The sequence below is a fragment of the Enterococcus sp. MMGLQ5-1 genome (assembly GCF_013155265.1).
GTDB lineage: Bacteria > Bacillota > Bacilli > Lactobacillales > Streptococcaceae > MMGLQ5-1.
Genome location: NZ_JABJXU010000001.1, coordinates 269,985 through 286,136, shown reverse-complemented (window position 1 = coordinate 286,136; position 16,152 = coordinate 269,985). Strand labels below are relative to the sequence as shown.

The window sequence follows — 16,152 nt, the reverse complement described above, 5'->3', positions numbered from 1 at the left end:
CTATTTGAAATTAAATACCTTAGCAGTTAAAAAATCACCGATTTTTGGTGATAACTGATATAAACGAGCCGCACATTCTAAATAAGCTGGTAAATTAATTTCCCGTTTATTATAACCAACGCTTGCCACAATCTTTTGAGCAACCTTTTCAGGCCTAAGTGCTAAATTTTGAACTCTTGCTAAGTAAGCTCGATTATTTTCATTATGCTCAAAAAAGCCGGTTGCAATGGGACCCGGATTAACTGTGGTCACAAATATTCCAAAAGGTGCTAGCTCCAAACGTAGCGCATTTGAAAAGCCAATCACTGCAAACTTAGTCGCTGAATAAATCGTTGATTTGCTTGAAGCGATTTTGCCAGCCATTGATGCAATATTAATAATATGACCGTTTTGACTTTTTATCATCGGTATAGCTAGAAGACGAGTTAAGTAAATTAAGCCTAAAACATTCACTTTGAACATCTGATCAATCTCATCTAATTCAAATTCCGAAAAATATTTAAATTCGCCAAAGCCCGCATTATTAATTAATAAATCAATTTGTTTATAATTTTCAATGACACTTGCTGCCAGGGCTTCAATTTCGGTACGCTGGCTTAGATCACAAGGTAGGATAACAACCTCTGTTTCTTGACTAATACTCTTAGCCACTGCAGATAAATTTGCTTTGTTTCTACCAACTAGAATAATTGTCTTAAAGCCCTGCAATTGCTTGGCAAGCTCTGAGCCAAGACCGCCTGATGCACCTGTAATTAATGCAACTTCTTTTCTCATTTAATCTCCACTTCCTCTAAGTCTCGAACAATTTTAGTTTGCTTAAATATTTGTTTTGCCTCTCGCTCAAGTTCATACATACCTTTAATCGTGAAACGGGCACTAATATGATTTAACAATAATTGTTTGACACCAGCTGCCTGAGCAATTTTGGCAGCATCAACACTAGTTGAATGAAAATGTCGATAGGCAAGCTTTTGATCGGACTCTCCATAGGTTGCTTCATGAACTAAGACATCAGCATTTTTAGCTAAAGCGATGCTCTTTTCCGTTCTTCTGGTATCACCTAGTATCGTAACAATTTTACCTAGCTTAGTCTCACCAATAAAATCACTAGCAGGATAGGTCTTACCGTCAACTTCAATTGATTGTCCCGATTTAATTTTGCCATAAATTGGGCCGCTCAGCACGCCCAACGCCTGTAATTTATCAACCTGCAGCTCGCCAGTCTTATCTTTTTCAATGATTCGATAGCCAAAGCAGGGAATACCATGCGCTAGCTTAGCAGTTTCAACCCGGAAGCTGCTATCCTCGAATATAACACCTTCTGCTTTTAATTCATGAAACTCAATAGGATAACCAAGCTTAGTTTGTGAAATTTTCAGAGCCATTTCAATAAAGGCTTGAATGCCTACTGGACCATAAACAGTCAACGGCATCTGGATTTCACCAGCCTGAAAGGTTCTTGAGCTTAATAAACCGGGCAGACCAAAAATATGATCCCCATGTAAATGCGTAATAAATATTTTATTAATCTTTCGTGGCTTGATTGTTGTATGTAGTATTTGAATTTGAGCTGCTTCACCACAATCAAAGAGCCAGGCTTCATTTCTTTCCTGAAGTAATTTTAAAACTAAACTAGAAACATTTCGATGCTTGGCGGGCATTCCAGCACCCGTTCCTAAAAATTGAATTTCCATGTTAAAACTCCTCTTACCATTGATTAATTTAACTTAATTAATCAAAAAATCATGGGAGTCCTAACAGACTCCCAAGTCGTCTAATTTAAAATACAACTACTAATTCAAGCTGAAATTTCAAAAATATAAATAACTAATAATCTTGATTAATCAACAAATTCAAAGGTAAAATTACCGATATGAACTAAGTCACCATCCTTAGCACCACGTTCACGTAAGGCCTCATCAACACCCATTGAACGAAGCTGTCTTGCAAAGCGCATCACTGTCTCGTCATGATCAAAATTAGTCATTTTAAAGAGCTTTTCTAATTTATCGCCGCTAAGCTCCCAAGACGTATCTGGATTTCGTTGGATTTCAAAGCCAACATCCCCTTCATCGAAGCCATAATATATCTCATCTGCTGCCAAATCCTCTAATTCATAAAGTGGAAACTCTGGCGTTTTCTCAATCAAATCTGCCGTAGCTGATAGCAAGGGCTGCAGGCCTTGCTGCGTCAATGCTGAAATTTCAAAAATCAAGGGCTGTTCAGCATATTCATCAATACCTGCTAACAATTTTTTCTTAAATTCAGTTAGATTTTCTTTAGCATTCGGCATATCCATTTTATTGGCAACAATAATTTGAGGTCGCTCGAGCAAACGTAAATTATGCTGCTCCATCTCTTGATTGATTATTTTATAATCTTCAAAGGGATCACGCCCTTCTTCAGCACTCATATCAACAATGTGTAAAATAACACGAGTTCTTTCAATATGCTTTAAAAATTGCGTGCCTAGACCAACCCCACTAGAAGCCCCTTCAATCAAGCCAGGTAGATCAGCAACAACATAGCTACGACCATCATTCAAATGAACCATTCCTAAATTAGGTACTAAGGTCGTGAAATGATAGGCGCCAATTTTAGGCTTAGCAGATGAAATCACACTCAATAATGTTGACTTACCAACCGATGGAAAACCAACAAGACCAACATCGGCTAAAACCTTTAATTCAAGCTCAATTTTTCGCTCAACACCCGGTTCGCCATTTTCAGCAATTTCAGGTGCAGGATTTTTTGGACTGGCAAAGCGAATATTGCCACGACCACCGCGACCACCGTTCGCTACAACAAGCTCTTGACCATTTTCTATCAAGTCGCCAAGAATCTTACCAGTTACAGCATCCTTAACTGTTGTTCCTTGAGGTATGGGTACAATTAAATTCTCTGACCCTCGACCGTGCATTCCCTTACTCATACCATTTTCACCAGGCTTAGCTTTGAAATGGCGATTAAAGCGGAAGTCCATTAACGTTCTTAGACCCTCATCAACCTTTAAAATAACACTACCACCATGCCCGCCATCACCACCAGCTGGCCCGCCATCAGGTACATATTTTTCTCGACGAAAGGCAACCATACCATCGCCACCTTTGCCTGCTTTTACTTCTATTATCGCACTATCTAAAAACATTGACATATTTATTCCTCGCCTATTCAGATTCAATTAATGAATCGGTTAATTCATTTACTATAAAAAGCACATACATTATTAAGTATATACTGAATAGAGCTGAATTACAAAGTGCTTATAATTTAATTTTCTTTATTTTTGCTTGAATTATTTTAAAAAGCGTTTATTCTTATAAATAACCGATTATAAGGAGAAACTATGCTAAATTCATTACCGGAAAAAGTGCTTCAATGCGCTACAATTTTTATGTCTATTATTATTGAAGCATTACCATTTGTCTTATTTGGCTGTTTGGTATCTGGCTTTTTACATATCTTTTTAACACCAGAAAAGGTTAATCGAATTGTACCTAAAAATAAAATTTTATCTATTTTGTTTGGCTGCTTTCTTGGGCTATTCTTTCCAAGCTGTGAATGCGGTATTATACCAATTATTAATCGACTTTTAGAAAAAAAAGTACCAAATCAAACAGCAATTGCATTTTTAATGACGGCACCAATTATTAATCCAGTAGTTATTTTTTCAACCTACATCGCCTTCGGCAATAGTTTTAAGTTTCCATTGTTAAGAATTGGCGGTGCACTCTTTGTCGCCATCATTTTTGCTCTATATCTAGCTTACTTTCAACCTGAAAGTATACTTAAACAAATTTCTGAACGTACCCAAAAAATGACTCACGATCACCATCATCAAAAAAAGGCGACAGTCATTCAAAAGATTGGTGAAAGTTTGATCCATGCCGTTGATGAATTTTTTGATACAGGCAGATTTTTAATTTTTGGTGCCACACTAGCCAGTATTATGCAGGTCTATGTTCCGACAAAAATGATTTCAACGCTAGCTACCAATAAATTCTCAGCAATCTTAGTAATGATTGCCTTCGCATTTGTCTTATCTCTATGCTCTGAAGCAGATGCCTTTATCGGCTCATCATTATTAAGCCTCTTTGGAATCGCACCTGTTACTGCCTTTCTCGTCTTTGGACCAATGGTCGACATCAAAAATATTTTAATGATGAATCGTTATTTTAAACGAAAATTTATCATTCAATTTGTAGGTGCCGTCACTGTATTAACTATTGTCTTTGCATTAATTATTTAGGAAGCGAGCGTAATTTATGATTCGATTTTTAATATTAAGTGGTTATTTTGAGTTAATGATGTACCTGCAAATTACAGGTAAATTGGACCAATATATCAATGCGCACTACAATTACTTGATTTATTTAAGCATGATTCTTTCATTAATTTTAGCTATTGTCCAAATGTATTTATGGGTAAAAAACAACAAGCAAAGCAGCCATCTAACAACCAAATTCCAGCGTACCACTGCCCTATTAATTATGTCAGTCCCGTTATTAATCGGCTTATTTTTTCCAACAGTTTCTCTCGATGCAGCAATTGTTGACGCTAAAGGATTTAACTTTCCCTTAAGCAAAGAATCAACAGGTGACGACCAAGTAAAAACACAGTATTTACAGCCTGACACAAGCTTTTATTTTACTAAATCGGATTACAGCGATATGATGGAAAAGGTTAAGAAAAAATATTTAAATAACGACGTTATTACGGTCACCTCAGAAAATTATATGGAAGTAATGGAAGCAATTTATGATTTTCCTAGTGAATTTTCAGGTAAGCAGATTGAAATGTCTGGCTTTGTTTATCTAGATCCAACAGATCAAGCACATAACGTTTTTCTATTCCGCTTTGGCATCATTCATTGTATTGCTGATTCAGGCGTATTTGGCCTATTGACTCAATTTGAAGAAGCTAAAAGCTTTAAAAATAACCAGTGGCTCAATGTTAGTGGCACAATCCAAACCGATTATTATAAGCCCTTTAAGCGTAATTTGCCCTCTATCAAAGTCGAGACCGTTAAAGAAATCTCAACACCGAAAAATCAATATGTATACCGTGCATTCTAGTGCCATTAAAAAAGAGGGTGTGACATCAATAAGTCCCACCCCCTTTTTGCGATTTAAAATACTAATCATTAACCTTTTTCTTCGGCTGATTGCCCTTATCAAAATAATGGCTAAAGCCATTAATCTTTTGAATTGGAATGCTTGGCTCGGCCTTCAATAATGCTTCAATAAATGGTTCTCGGTGCCATTTTCTCATATAAAAAATACGACCTTTTGAGTAGTCCGGAATAAAAAGAATAATCCCCTTACTACCTACTTGAATTTTTTCAATGCTAGATAGCTTAATAACCAATCTATTTTTGGGACGAATTGCCATAATCTTTAATTCACCCTGATCAGTCAATAAAAAATAACGATGAAAGCCCATGCTAACCAAGGCTAGAAAAAGTGCAAAAATAATAAAGGCGGTCGATGAAATTTGTGTTTTTTCCAGCGTTAAAATCATTGCTAAAAAAATAAGTGAAAAAGTAATACTCCAATATATAATGCTAATTGACAATTCCGGTTGCCAATGATAACGTATTTTTCCAAAAATTTTGATCATCTAGCTGCCAACTTTCTATTAATTATAAATGTCATTTCTCTCAAATAATTGCTATTTGATTCGGTATCTTATTGTATCATTTTTAGTTATAATCATTATAACAAAAAAATTGAGGAGTCTGGTTTAAAAATGCTAAAGATTTACATTGATGCTGCAACGGATACAATTCAGGCTGCCGGGGGGCTATTAATTGTTGAAAATGGCGCGCAAATTCAAAAACAATATTGTTTAACTGCTACAGAAAACCATGCTGCCGAATTTGAGATGCTATTAATCGCTATGAATTGGTTGCTTGAGCATCACAAGCAAAACGAAATCATTTTTATTTATACTGATTCAAAGGCTGTTGCACTTGCCGTTGAAAAAAATTATAGCAAAAATAATAATTTAACAGAGGCGTTGGCAACATTTAATCTACTTATAACGGAATTTAAAATGCTAATGCTTCAATGGCTGCCTGAGGCCAAAAATAAGGGAGCAGACACACTGGCAAAAAAGAAGCTGAGTCAGCTCAAACAAAAAAATAAAAAAGCAAAAAAATAAGGCAAACACCCAAAATTCAGTGTTTGCCTTTTAGCTTGGCTTGCTAACTGATTGGCTGATCCAACCATGATTCTAAAAGCTCAGCAAAGTTTTCATACATGATTCGTTTAACCTTAGCAATTTCAGCACGATGGTCATCCTTTTCACGAACAAATATCGCTTCAATTCGCTCCTGATTATGTGCAAGCTGTTGCATTTTATAAATCATTTGTTGTTTATCCATTAGAAGTCCTCCATTTTAATCTGCTTTCTCAATATAAATCAATTATACCGAATAATCGCATAAAATGAAAACGTTTTCTATCGTGCTGCTTATCTAATTTCTACACCTAATTGATTCACCAATTGTTTAGTAATTTTATTAACTGCCTGTTCAATTTGTTCATCCGTCAGTGTTGCCTCACTGCTTTCAAAAACTAAACGATAGGCAAGTGATTTTTTACCCTGTGGTAATTTGTCACCTTGGAAAATATCAAACAATCGAGCTGATTTTAATAGATTGGTTTTAGCTGATTGAATCACTTCTAAAACAGCCTGATAAGTCACAGCTTCGTCAACCAAAAAGGCAATATCACGATTAACCGCTTGGAATTTTGAAATTTCACTAAAAATAATTGGTTCATTGACCGCCAAAATTGCTTGTAAATCAAACTCTGCCACATAGGTTGCTTCAACGGCGAAAGCTTTAGCCATTTTGGGATGAATCTGACCAAGAAAGCCAATCATTTGATTATTGAGTAAAATACTTGCTGTCCTGCCCGGATGCATTTCTTCAAGCTCTGTATACTTCTCAAATGCCACAGAAATATTTAAAGCAGAAAAATAACTCTCAATAATACCTTTTAAATAAGTGAAATCATAAGCAGTTTCTTCTGTTTGAAAATCCTTCGCCAAGCGATTACCTGAAAGCGCAATTGCAATATGTGTATTTTCAGTAGGTAAATTTTTCTTTGGATCATGCTTTTGCTCAAACACCTTTCCAATTTCATAGAAAGCAATATTTTTATTCTTACGTGCCTGATTATAGCTAATACTTGTGAGCATTTCTGTAATAATACTTTGGCGCAAAACACTTCTCTCTTCGCTCATTGGAAAGTCAAGCGCAGTTAAATTTGAGGGCTGCCATGCAAATTGGCAAGACTTATCGACTGTTGTTAAGGCGTATGAAATTGTTTCAGTCAGTCCATAGCCTTCAAGTAATTCACGGGATTGACGCATCAACCTTTGTTTTGCCGTCAATTCACCAATCAATGTTTGACCAACCGGTAGAGTAGAAGGCAATTTATCATAACCATAAATACGTGCCACTTCCTCAACTAAATCCGCTTCAATTTTAATGTCCCAGCGACGTGGCGGAATTGTTACCATAATATCTTCACCAATTGTTTGGACATTGAAGCCTAAACGTTCAAAAATCGAAACAATTTCTGTTAAAGCTAAATCAGTTCCTAGGCTACGATTTAGCTTAGAAACAGTGGTACCAACGTCAATAGAGCTTGCTTTAAAGGCTCCAGATGAAATCGTACCTGAAAGCACTTCACCCTGTCCAAGTTCAGCAATCATTTGAGCGGCGTAATCTAAGGCTTCATTAACAGTCGCCTGATTGATTCCTTTTTCAAAGCGAGCCGAGCTTTCACTGCGCAAATTAAACTTCTGTGACGTTTTACGAACAAGCTGAGGGTCAAACAATGCTGCTTCAAGAGCGACTGTTTTCGATTGATTATCAATTTCAGTAGCTTCTCCACCCATCACGCCTGCTATGGCTACGGGCTCATTATTATTTGTAATCACTAAATCTTCAGCGCTTAATTGACGCTTTTCGCCATCTAAGGTTGTTAAGCTTTCCTGATCGTTCGCACGCCTCACTACGATTTGATTACCCTTGAACTTATCAAAGTCAAATGAATGTAATGGCTGACCAAAATATAATAAAACGAAATTAGTCACATCAACAACATTATTAATCGGGCGAATACCTGCTAACATTAAACGATTTTGCAGCCAGACAGGACTAGGTTGAACTGTTACGTTTTCAATAATTCGCATTTGATAGGTTGGGGCATCGGTCGGATTTTCTATTTTAACTGATAATAACTCAGTAGCTTGACGCGCATTTTCCCTGATTTGCTTGGGCTCAAAAGAAACCGGTAAATTATAAACTGCGCCAACCTCGTGAGCAACACCTCTCATAGAAAGAGCATCAGCTCGATTAGGTGTTATTGATAAATCAATTATTTCGTCGTCAATTCCTAGATAGGTATCTACTGCTTGACCGATAACTGCATTATCCGGCAAATAATAAATCCCTTCGGCAAATTGCTTGGGTACGACAGATTCAGCAATCCCTAACTCCTGCAATGAGCAAATCATACCAAGTGAAACAATACCGCGAATTTTACCCTTTTTTATTTTATGATTATCAGCAATTCTAGCACCTACTAAAGCAACAATTACCTTAATACCAGCCTTGATATTCGGTGCACCACAAACGATTGTCAAATCATCGGTTTCTCCAACATTTACAGTACAAATAGATAGATGATCACTATCCGGGTGGGGCACACATTCTTTAACAAAACCAACTACAATGTTGCTTAAGCCTTTATTAGGCTGGATGACACCTTCAACCTCAATTCCAGAAGTTGACATTTTTTCTGCTAATTCAGCAGACGGGACATCTACTGCCACTAATTCTTTTAACCATTTATATGAGACTAACATTTATTTTTCCTTTCAAATTTTTCAGCAAATTCTTTTAATATTAATTCTAAATTGAATAACAATTGGAGGTGGGACCAAAGCTCTTACCGCTTTCGTAATGCTCATAATTTACAGGCTAAATTGCCTAAAAAGCGTAAACAGCCAGCTTTGACGGGCTTTCTTTCTCAAAACTGTTCAAATAGATACGTCATCCGGTCAGACAGAAATGTCTGACTGAATAAACGAATGACTCTTCTATTTTTCACAGTTTTAATCAGAGAGAGAAAGCACCTTTTTCTACGTCGTTAAACGTCTTTTCCCCACCTCCTTAATTATTTAAATTGCTCTGAAAAACGAATATCGTTAAGATAAAAGCTACGTATATCATTAATCCCATATCTTAACATGGCAATCCGCTCCTGTCCGATTCCGAAGGCAAAACCTGAATATTTAGTTGAATCAATGCCACTCATTTCAAGCACTCGAGGATGAACCATGCCTGCACCTAAAATTTCAATCCAGCCAGTCCATTTACAGACATTACAACCAGAGCCACCACATTTGAAGCAGGATACATCAACCTCAACCGAGGGCTCAGTGAATGGAAAATAGCTTGGTCGCAAACGAATTCGACGATCCTCACCAAACATTTTTTTAATTAATAATTCCAGCGTCCCCTTTAAATCAGCCATCGAAATATTTTGATCAATTACTAGCCCCTCAATTTGATGAAACTGGTGTGAATGTGTTGCATCATCCGTATCACGACGATAAACACGACCAGGAGAAATCATGCGCAATGGTCCTTTAGTGAAATCATGCTTTTCCATTGTTCTAGCCTGAACGGGCGAGGTATGGGTTCTCAATAAAATTTCATCTGTAATGTAAAAAGTATCCTGCATATCACGAGCTGGATGATTCTTTGGAAGATTCATTCGTTCAAAATTATATTCATCTGATTCTACTTCATAGCCTTCAACTACCTGATAGCCCATACCAAGAAAAATATCTTCAATTTCTTCAGAAATCTGTGTTAAAAGATGGCGATTACCACGCTGAATCTGAGCACCAGGCAAGGTAACATCTATTGCTTCGGCTTCTAGTTGAGCATTGATTTTTGCTTTTTCTAACTCCAACTTTTTAGCTTCAAGAAATGCTGTAATTTCATCACGAATTACATTGGCAAAGGCACCAACCTTTGGACGCTCCTCATTCGACAAATCACGCATACCCTTTAATACTTCAGCAATTGGTCCCTTTTTTCCTAAAGTTTCAATCCTTAAATCATTTAATGACTTCAAATCCTTTACTTGCACCAATTTAGCCTGTGTTTGATCTCTTAATGCCTCTAATTTTTCTTGTAAACTCATCGTAACCTCTTTCTACTTTTTTAAACTAAAAAAGCCTTCATTCCCAAAGGAACGAAGGCTCGCGGTACCATCCTAATTTGCAGTATAGCTGCACACTCATCATTTAACGACTTACGCCGAACTCAAACTAATAGGAGTGAAATTCATCTGCTCAAAAAATGGTCAGCTCTCAGCATTTGCCGACCTCTCTTTATTTTCTTACAGATTACTATTTCCAATTTGAGTTAATCAATATCATCATAATTGTAACAAATTGTTACTGTTTGTCAATTCAGATTAACAAAAATCATATCAACAAAACTGGTCAGACCAGCTTTTCAATTCATTTAGCGCTTTTGCAAGTAGAATCCCTTTTTCAGTCAATTCATAACCGGGAACTTCCTCGCGTTCACACTTTGAGACAATCCCTTCAGCTTCTAATTCTTTCAATCTAACAGTCAATACACGCTCTGAAATATTTTCAATTTGCTGGTTTAAAGTTTTAAAGCGACAAAGGCCATTGTGATAAAGTACATCAACAATCAGACCCGTCCATTTTTTACCAACAATTCGGAATGCTTGTTCATATTTAGGACATAGCTGATACCTAGTTTCTTCACCCATCTTGCACACCTCTATCTATCATTCATTTGATAAAAATAATTCGTGCCTAATGGCGTAAGACTAATTGTCCGTAATGCCATTTTCTTCTTTTTCTTGAATGGTTGATACAGGACCAAACTTACTTAATGGCCAATAGGCAAATTTAACTTCCCCTATAATATCAGATTTTTTAATAAAACCAAAGTTTCTTGAATCGTTGGACTTTGGTCGATTATCACCTAGGACAAAATAGCTGTTATCGGGAACAACCACTTTTTGATCTGCAGGCTTCCCAGCCAAGCTAGTCAATGAAAAATCAGCCGTGAAGGCAACATCGGGCTGTGTTGATTGATGAGCTATCTTTTTTTCATCTAAATACGGCTCTTGAAAAATTTGACCATTTATATATAAAACGTCATCCATATAAACAATTTCATCGCCCGGTAAACCAATAATACGTTTAATATAATTTTTGTCTTCATTTTTTACTGGAGATTTAAAAGTAACTAAATCAAAACGAGAAATTTTTTGATGCTTTAAGATAATCAGTCGTTCTTTATCACTTAAGGTTGGCTCCATTGAATTACCTGTCACTAAAACAGGAGAAAAAACATTAATTCTTAAAACGACAAAAAGAACTAGCATAGCCATTATGAAAACTAGTGTTTGAATTAAATCTCTTTTGCTCAAATTATCCACGACCCTCTTAATCAATCTAGTGAAAGCAACACTATCTTCAAATATTTTTATAATTATATAATCTCATATCTAAACTCAATTCGTCAATCTTATGGTATTAAAATTTAAACACTTTAATATTTTAAAAATAGAGAATAATTCGCATTTCAGACTCATTATTTGCTATACTAGTCGTATTGATTAATTATTGGAAAACTATTTTGAAGGGATTCTAAATAAATGAAAAAAATTTTTACAGTCTTAATTACAGGTATTTCTGTACTAATGCTATCCGCATGTAACAGTACAAGCTCAAGTGAAAGCGAGAGCTCAACTTCAGAAAGCAAGACCGAAAAAAAGGTGGATCTGGATAAGCTAGAATTGCCACAATTAACAACTGAAGTGAATGATAAGGAGTCTGTCGTCGAGCTTGAAACGACAGCTGGCAACATTAAAATTAAGCTTTTCAATGAACAAGCACCACTCGCTGTTGAAAATTTTATCACGCACGCCAAAGCAGGTTATTATGATAACACCACTTTTCATCGTGTTATCAATAATTTTATGATTCAAGGTGGTGATCCAAAGGGAGATGGCACTGGTGGCGAGTCTATTTGGAAAGATAAGGACAAAAAGATTGATAGTGGTAATGGCTTCAAAAATGAAATCAGCAACCAATTATATAATCTTCGTGGTGCACTCTCTATGGCAAATGCTGGTGCTGATACAAATGGTTCACAATTTTTCATCAATCAAAATAACAAAGACCAAAGTGATGGTCTCTTATATGATGACTATCCTAAAAAAATCATTGAAGCCTATAAAAATGGTGGTAATCCTTCACTAGACGGTGATTATACAGTCTTTGGCCAAGTGATTGAGGGCATGGATGTTGTTGACAAAATTGCCACAGCTGAAGTTACGGAAAGTTCTTCTGGTGAATCTAGTACGCCAAAGGATCCAGTTAAAATTACCTCAGTCAAAGTGATTCAAGAAGCAAAAGCATAAAAATAATACTGTATCTCATAAGCATAGCAGCTTACAGGATACAGTATTTTTATTTATCTTAAAATGATAAAAAGACATATCGTCCTAAAGTGAAGTCACCTAGGTATTTGCAAATTATCCAATCTTTCCAAGAAACAATGTCGGTTTCACAGCCAGACAACAAAAGGCAGTCGTCTTCTGACGACTGCCTAACATCCATATTAATCATTTTAGTAAAAACAGTCCGATTTGACATCAAACCAGTATTTATCAACCTCTAATCAAAAATAATCTAATAACCTATACCACATACAAGCTAATTAAATAGCCCCTTAATGTTATCCCAGAGATTGCTTGCACGTTCCTTAAGATCATCTGTATCCTTCAATTTCTCCTTAGCCTTTTCTAACGCACTCTTGGCCTCATCAATATACTTGCTAGCTGTCGTTGCTTCTTCACTTGTTGAGTCAGTCGTCACCTCTGACTCATAACCTGATTGATAATAGGCATTTTCAACTGTAAATTGCGTATTGGCAGTATAAGGCAAAAGCCGACTCATTTGATCTTTGAAAATGGCAGAGGCCTGCTGAGCCGAAATACCGGTTAAATAATGTGTTTCATCAGTTTTAGCAAAGCCTAGCCAAGTTGTTACAACAACATCTTTCGTATAGCCAATCACCCATTGATCATCTGTTAAATTAGCATCAAAATCCGTTTCAGTTGTCCCAGTTTTTCCTGCTAAAGTATAGCCGTAGGGTGCTGCGTATACACCAGTACCATTTGTGTAAGTACCCAACATCATCGAGGTCATTTTATCCGCAGTAGATTTATCGATTACTCTCGTTTTAGTTACCTTTGCCTCTGCTACAACAGCACCGGTTCCATCAACAATTTTACGAATTAAATGCGCTTTGACCTGGACACCGTCATTGGCGAAGGTTGCATATGCTTGTGCCATTTGATATGGATTTGTTTGAACACCACTTCCCAAGGCTAGACCCAATTTTTTATTATCTTCAGTTAAATTAAGACCAAAATCTAAGCCCATCTGATAAGCACCGTTGATGCCTAATTTATTCATTGTCCAAACAGCAGGTAAGTTTAAGCTATTTGCTAACGCCTGATACATCGGCACTTCACCAGAGTAGGTCCCCCCATAGTTTTGAGGATTGTAGCCATTATAATCATGTGGCTGGTCTTCCAAAACCTTATTAATTGACCAACCAGCTTCAATCGCCGGTGTATAAACAACCAAAGGCTTAATGGTTGAGCCGGGAGAACGCTTAGATTGCGTTGCGTAATTAAAGCCACGGAAGGTATGCCCCTCACCAGTATCGACATTACCAACTAACGCTTGAACACCACCTGTCTCAGGATCAATCGCGACTGAGGCAGACTGTGCATATTCACCGTCATCAGCCTGCGGGAATAAGTAAGTATTGGCATAGGTCGTTTGCATACTCACTTGGTAATTTTGATTGAGTGTTGTATATATTTTATAACCGTCATTTAAAATTTGCTTTTCGGTTAAACCGTATTCGTCGATTGCCTCATTAATAACAGCATCATAATAGGATGGATATTTATAATTTTCACTTGTATCCTCCTGATAATTATTATTAACTAAAGTTGAAATATCGATACTCGCTTCTTGGTCAGCTTGTGCCTGCGAAATATTTTTTTGTTCCACCATATTACTTAAAACTGTATCACGTCGATTATTAGCATTTTCAGGCGAATCAACAGGATTATAGATTTCAGGGCCCTTTAGCATGCCAACAATCGTTGCTGCCTGACCAATTGATAAATCTTTGGCAGAAACACCAAAATAACGTTGTGAAGCATCCTCAACGCCCCAGACACCATTTCCAAAATAGGACTGGTTAAGATACATTGTCAAAATCTCGTCTTTAGAATACTTTTTGTTAATTTCCAGCGCCAAAAAGATTTCACGCGCTTTACGCGTCATTGTTTGATCTAAGGTTAAATAGGCATTTTTAGCTAGTTGCTGTGTGATGGTTGAGCCACCACCACCACCAATTAAGCCAAAGGTTGCCTTGCCAACCACAGCACGTGCTAGACCTGTTAAATCTATACCATTATTCTTATAAAAGCTACGGTCCTCTGTTGAAACAACGGCCTCTTGAACATAGGGTGAAATTTCGCTCAATTTAACATAAGTCCCTTTTTGACCATAAAGTGCACCGGCCTCTTGATCATCCTCATCGTAAATGACTGTATTAGTCTCTAAAGATGACTGTAGAGCAGAGACATTGGTTGTTTTAGCCAAATAAAATAAATACGAGCTAATAACCAAAATCGTGGTAAGTCCGATTAATAAAATAATTTTTGTTAATTGATATTTTTTCCAAAAGCGCTTAAACCAAAAAAATAGCTTTTCTCTAAAAAGAGTCGGTTTTTTTTCTATTTCAGTTTCCTGACGATATCGATCACTACGCATTTTTTACCTACCTTATATAATTTGTCCGAAGCTGAAATCAAAAAATCAGCCCGTTTAAAATAGATACACTATACGAATATAGTCTAAACTATCTCATTTTAACAAATTATACTACTTATTTCCAAATTCTTAAGAAGGGTTAAAAATCACTTACTTTTAGTGAGCAAATAAATTGCGAAATGATTAACCTTTTAGATATGATTGTATTGTTATAAAAAAATTATTAATCAATGGAGGCAATACAATATGTCAAAACTTTTAGTTATCAAATCGCATCCTTTAGATGCCGAAACCTCTCGTTCAATTTTAATCCTCGACACATTTATTAATGAATATCAAGAATTAAATCCCAATGACACAGTCGAAATCGTTGACTTATACAATAGCTTCATTCCTGAAATTGATAAGGATGTTTTAACTGCATGGGGCGCATTAGCTGGTGGTAAAGCATTGACAGAGCTTAGCGATGATCAGGTACAAAAGGTTACTCGTTTGAATGAACTTATTGATCAATTTATCGAAGCAGATAAAGTAATTGTAGCTAATCCACTTTGGAACTTAAATGTGCCAACACGCTTGAAAGCATGGTTTGATGCAATTAATGTAGCTGGTAAAACCTTTAAATATACTGAAAATGGACCTACGCCGCTCGTTCCCGGTAAAAAAACACTTCATATTCAATCAAATGGTGGCTTTTATGAAGGCAAAGATGCTTCATCATTGTATGTTAAGGGGATTTTTGAATTTTTAGGTGCCGATGAAGTAAATCAAATTTTTATTGAGGGTATTGATTATCAGCCAGAACGTAAGGCCGAAATATTGGAAGCCGCACAAAATAGTGCCAAAGCAATTGCTGCTAATTTTTAATAGTTAATAAAAAACACCACTTGGCTGAACTTCCAAGTGAAGGTGGAACAACAGACGTTTACCGACGTAGAAAATAAACTAAATTGCCTTGTCAAAAAATCTTAAAACAAGATGCTTTCTATCTCTGATTAAAGCTGTGAAAAATAGACGAGTCATCCGGTCAGACAGACGTTCTCTGTCTGACCGGATGACGTAACTGTTTGAACAGTTTTAGGATAGAAAGCCTGTTAGACAAGCCAGTCTTGCAATCATTCACTTTGGCGATTTTTGCCAAAGTGCAAGACGTGCCTTAGCGGATTTTCCGCTTAGGCGTTAACTAGTCGCTGTCGCATTGTTCAGCGTAAA

Annotated in this window: 15 protein-coding genes; 5 read left to right on the top strand and 10 right to left on the bottom strand. The window is 36.5% G+C overall.

Annotation, left to right across the window (positions count from 1 at the left end; genetic code table 11):
* From HOY35_RS01320 to obgE, 3 genes are all read right to left on the bottom strand, one after another.
* Window positions 1-774: an SDR family oxidoreductase gene (locus HOY35_RS01320; protein ID WP_172210216.1), complete on the bottom strand. Its 774-nt coding sequence runs from the start codon at window positions 772-774 to the stop codon at window positions 1-3.
* Entirely contained in the window at window positions 771-1,694 is a 924-nt protein-coding gene (rnz, locus tag HOY35_RS01315) for a ribonuclease Z (RefSeq protein WP_172210215.1), read from the bottom strand. The genes HOY35_RS01320 and rnz overlap by 4 nt, the downstream gene beginning before the upstream one ends.
* A 146-nt stretch (window positions 1,695-1,840) precedes the next feature.
* The gene (obgE, locus tag HOY35_RS01310) at window positions 1,841-3,154 is read right to left on the bottom strand and encodes a GTPase ObgE (RefSeq protein ID WP_283770032.1); all 1,314 of its coding nucleotides are present in this window, start codon (window positions 3,152-3,154) and stop codon (window positions 1,841-1,843) included.
* A 192-nt stretch (window positions 3,155-3,346) separates the two neighbouring features.
* Between obgE and HOY35_RS01305 the strand changes: the two genes are divergently transcribed.
* Window positions 3,347-4,249 (top strand): permease, encoded by a 903-nt coding sequence (locus HOY35_RS01305; protein WP_172210214.1) that lies wholly within the window; start codon window positions 3,347-3,349, stop codon window positions 4,247-4,249.
* A gap of 16 nt (window positions 4,250-4,265) precedes the next feature.
* Entirely contained in the window at window positions 4,266-5,075 is an 810-nt protein-coding gene (locus HOY35_RS01300) for a TIGR03943 family protein (RefSeq protein ID WP_172210213.1), read from the top strand.
* A gap of 61 nt (window positions 5,076-5,136) precedes the next feature.
* Here the strand turns inward: HOY35_RS01300 and HOY35_RS01295 are convergent, their stop codons facing one another.
* Complete coding sequence (locus tag HOY35_RS01295; protein WP_172210212.1) at window positions 5,137-5,619, bottom strand: EbsA family protein; 483 nt, start codon at window positions 5,617-5,619, stop codon at window positions 5,137-5,139.
* A gap of 129 nt (window positions 5,620-5,748) precedes the next feature.
* Here HOY35_RS01295 and HOY35_RS01290 point away from each other — a divergent pair, with 129 nt between their 5' ends.
* Entirely contained in the window at window positions 5,749-6,162 is a 414-nt protein-coding gene (locus HOY35_RS01290; protein ID WP_172210211.1) for a reverse transcriptase-like protein, read from the top strand.
* Window positions 6,163-6,205: 43 nt separating this feature from the next.
* On the opposite strand, the gene HOY35_RS01285 is transcribed toward HOY35_RS01290, so the two are convergent.
* From HOY35_RS01285 to lepB, 5 genes are all read right to left on the bottom strand, one after another.
* The gene (locus tag HOY35_RS01285) at window positions 6,206-6,385 is read right to left on the bottom strand and encodes a hypothetical protein (protein ID WP_172210210.1); all 180 of its coding nucleotides are present in this window, start codon (window positions 6,383-6,385) and stop codon (window positions 6,206-6,208) included.
* Window positions 6,386-6,474: 89 nt separating this feature from the next.
* Window positions 6,475-8,883 (bottom strand): phenylalanine--tRNA ligase subunit beta, encoded by a 2,409-nt coding sequence (gene pheT / locus HOY35_RS01280; protein ID WP_172210209.1) that lies wholly within the window; start codon window positions 8,881-8,883, stop codon window positions 6,475-6,477.
* A gap of 311 nt (window positions 8,884-9,194) precedes the next feature.
* On the bottom strand, window positions 9,195-10,232 hold the full coding sequence (gene pheS, locus HOY35_RS01275) for a phenylalanine--tRNA ligase subunit alpha (protein ID WP_172210208.1): 1,038 nt from the start codon (window positions 10,230-10,232) through the stop codon (window positions 9,195-9,197).
* A 291-nt stretch (window positions 10,233-10,523) separates the two neighbouring features.
* A complete protein-coding gene (locus HOY35_RS01270) occupies window positions 10,524-10,835 on the bottom strand; it encodes a helix-turn-helix domain-containing protein (RefSeq protein ID WP_172210207.1) in 312 nt (103 codons plus the stop codon).
* A gap of 60 nt (window positions 10,836-10,895) precedes the next feature.
* Window positions 10,896-11,504, bottom strand: a complete 609-nt coding sequence (gene lepB / locus HOY35_RS01265) for a signal peptidase I (protein ID WP_283770031.1) — start codon at window positions 11,502-11,504, stop codon at window positions 10,896-10,898.
* A gap of 228 nt (window positions 11,505-11,732) precedes the next feature.
* Here lepB and HOY35_RS01260 point away from each other — a divergent pair, with 228 nt between their 5' ends.
* Complete coding sequence (locus HOY35_RS01260; RefSeq protein WP_172210206.1) at window positions 11,733-12,500, top strand: peptidylprolyl isomerase; 768 nt, start codon at window positions 11,733-11,735, stop codon at window positions 12,498-12,500.
* Between the two features lie 295 nt (window positions 12,501-12,795).
* Here HOY35_RS01260 and HOY35_RS01255 read toward each other — a convergent pair whose 3' ends face one another.
* Window positions 12,796-14,940 carry a PBP1A family penicillin-binding protein gene (locus HOY35_RS01255; RefSeq protein ID WP_172210205.1) on the bottom strand — a complete coding sequence of 715 codons (2,145 nt, stop codon included), beginning with the start codon at window positions 14,938-14,940 and terminating at the stop codon, window positions 12,796-12,798.
* A gap of 246 nt (window positions 14,941-15,186) precedes the next feature.
* On the opposite strand from HOY35_RS01255, the gene HOY35_RS01250 reads away from it, so the two are divergent.
* The gene (locus tag HOY35_RS01250; protein ID WP_172210204.1) at window positions 15,187-15,807 is read left to right on the top strand and encodes an FMN-dependent NADH-azoreductase; all 621 of its coding nucleotides are present in this window, start codon (window positions 15,187-15,189) and stop codon (window positions 15,805-15,807) included.
* Window positions 15,808-16,152 lie beyond the last annotated feature (345 nt).

What these genes read in the sequence shown, in the direction of transcription:
- HOY35_RS01320 (WP_172210216.1), bottom strand. Translation starts at nt 774, where the DNA reads ATGAGAAAAGAAGTTGCATTAATTACAGGTGCATCAGGCGGTCTTGGC.
- rnz (WP_172210215.1), bottom strand. Translation starts at nt 1,694, where the DNA reads ATGGAAATTCAATTTTTAGGAACGGGTGCTGGAATGCCCGCCAAGCAT.
- obgE (WP_283770032.1), bottom strand. Translation starts at nt 3,154, where the DNA reads ATGTCAATGTTTTTAGATAGTGCGATAATAGAAGTAAAAGCAGGCAAA.
- HOY35_RS01305 (WP_172210214.1), top strand. Translation starts at nt 3,347, where the DNA reads ATGCTAAATTCATTACCGGAAAAAGTGCTTCAATGCGCTACAATTTTT.
- HOY35_RS01300 (WP_172210213.1), top strand. Translation starts at nt 4,266, where the DNA reads ATGATTCGATTTTTAATATTAAGTGGTTATTTTGAGTTAATGATGTAC.
- HOY35_RS01295 (WP_172210212.1), bottom strand. Translation starts at nt 5,619, where the DNA reads ATGATCAAAATTTTTGGAAAAATACGTTATCATTGGCAACCGGAATTG.
- HOY35_RS01290 (WP_172210211.1), top strand. Translation starts at nt 5,749, where the DNA reads ATGCTAAAGATTTACATTGATGCTGCAACGGATACAATTCAGGCTGCC.
- HOY35_RS01285 (WP_172210210.1), bottom strand. Translation starts at nt 6,385, where the DNA reads ATGGATAAACAACAAATGATTTATAAAATGCAACAGCTTGCACATAAT.
- pheT (WP_172210209.1), bottom strand. Translation starts at nt 8,883, where the DNA reads ATGTTAGTCTCATATAAATGGTTAAAAGAATTAGTGGCAGTAGATGTC.
- pheS (WP_172210208.1), bottom strand. Translation starts at nt 10,232, where the DNA reads ATGAGTTTACAAGAAAAATTAGAGGCATTAAGAGATCAAACACAGGCT.
- HOY35_RS01270 (WP_172210207.1), bottom strand. Translation starts at nt 10,835, where the DNA reads ATGGGTGAAGAAACTAGGTATCAGCTATGTCCTAAATATGAACAAGCA.
- HOY35_RS01260 (WP_172210206.1), top strand. Translation starts at nt 11,733, where the DNA reads ATGAAAAAAATTTTTACAGTCTTAATTACAGGTATTTCTGTACTAATG.
- HOY35_RS01255 (WP_172210205.1), bottom strand. Translation starts at nt 14,940, where the DNA reads ATGCGTAGTGATCGATATCGTCAGGAAACTGAAATAGAAAAAAAACCG.
- HOY35_RS01250 (WP_172210204.1), top strand. Translation starts at nt 15,187, where the DNA reads ATGTCAAAACTTTTAGTTATCAAATCGCATCCTTTAGATGCCGAAACC.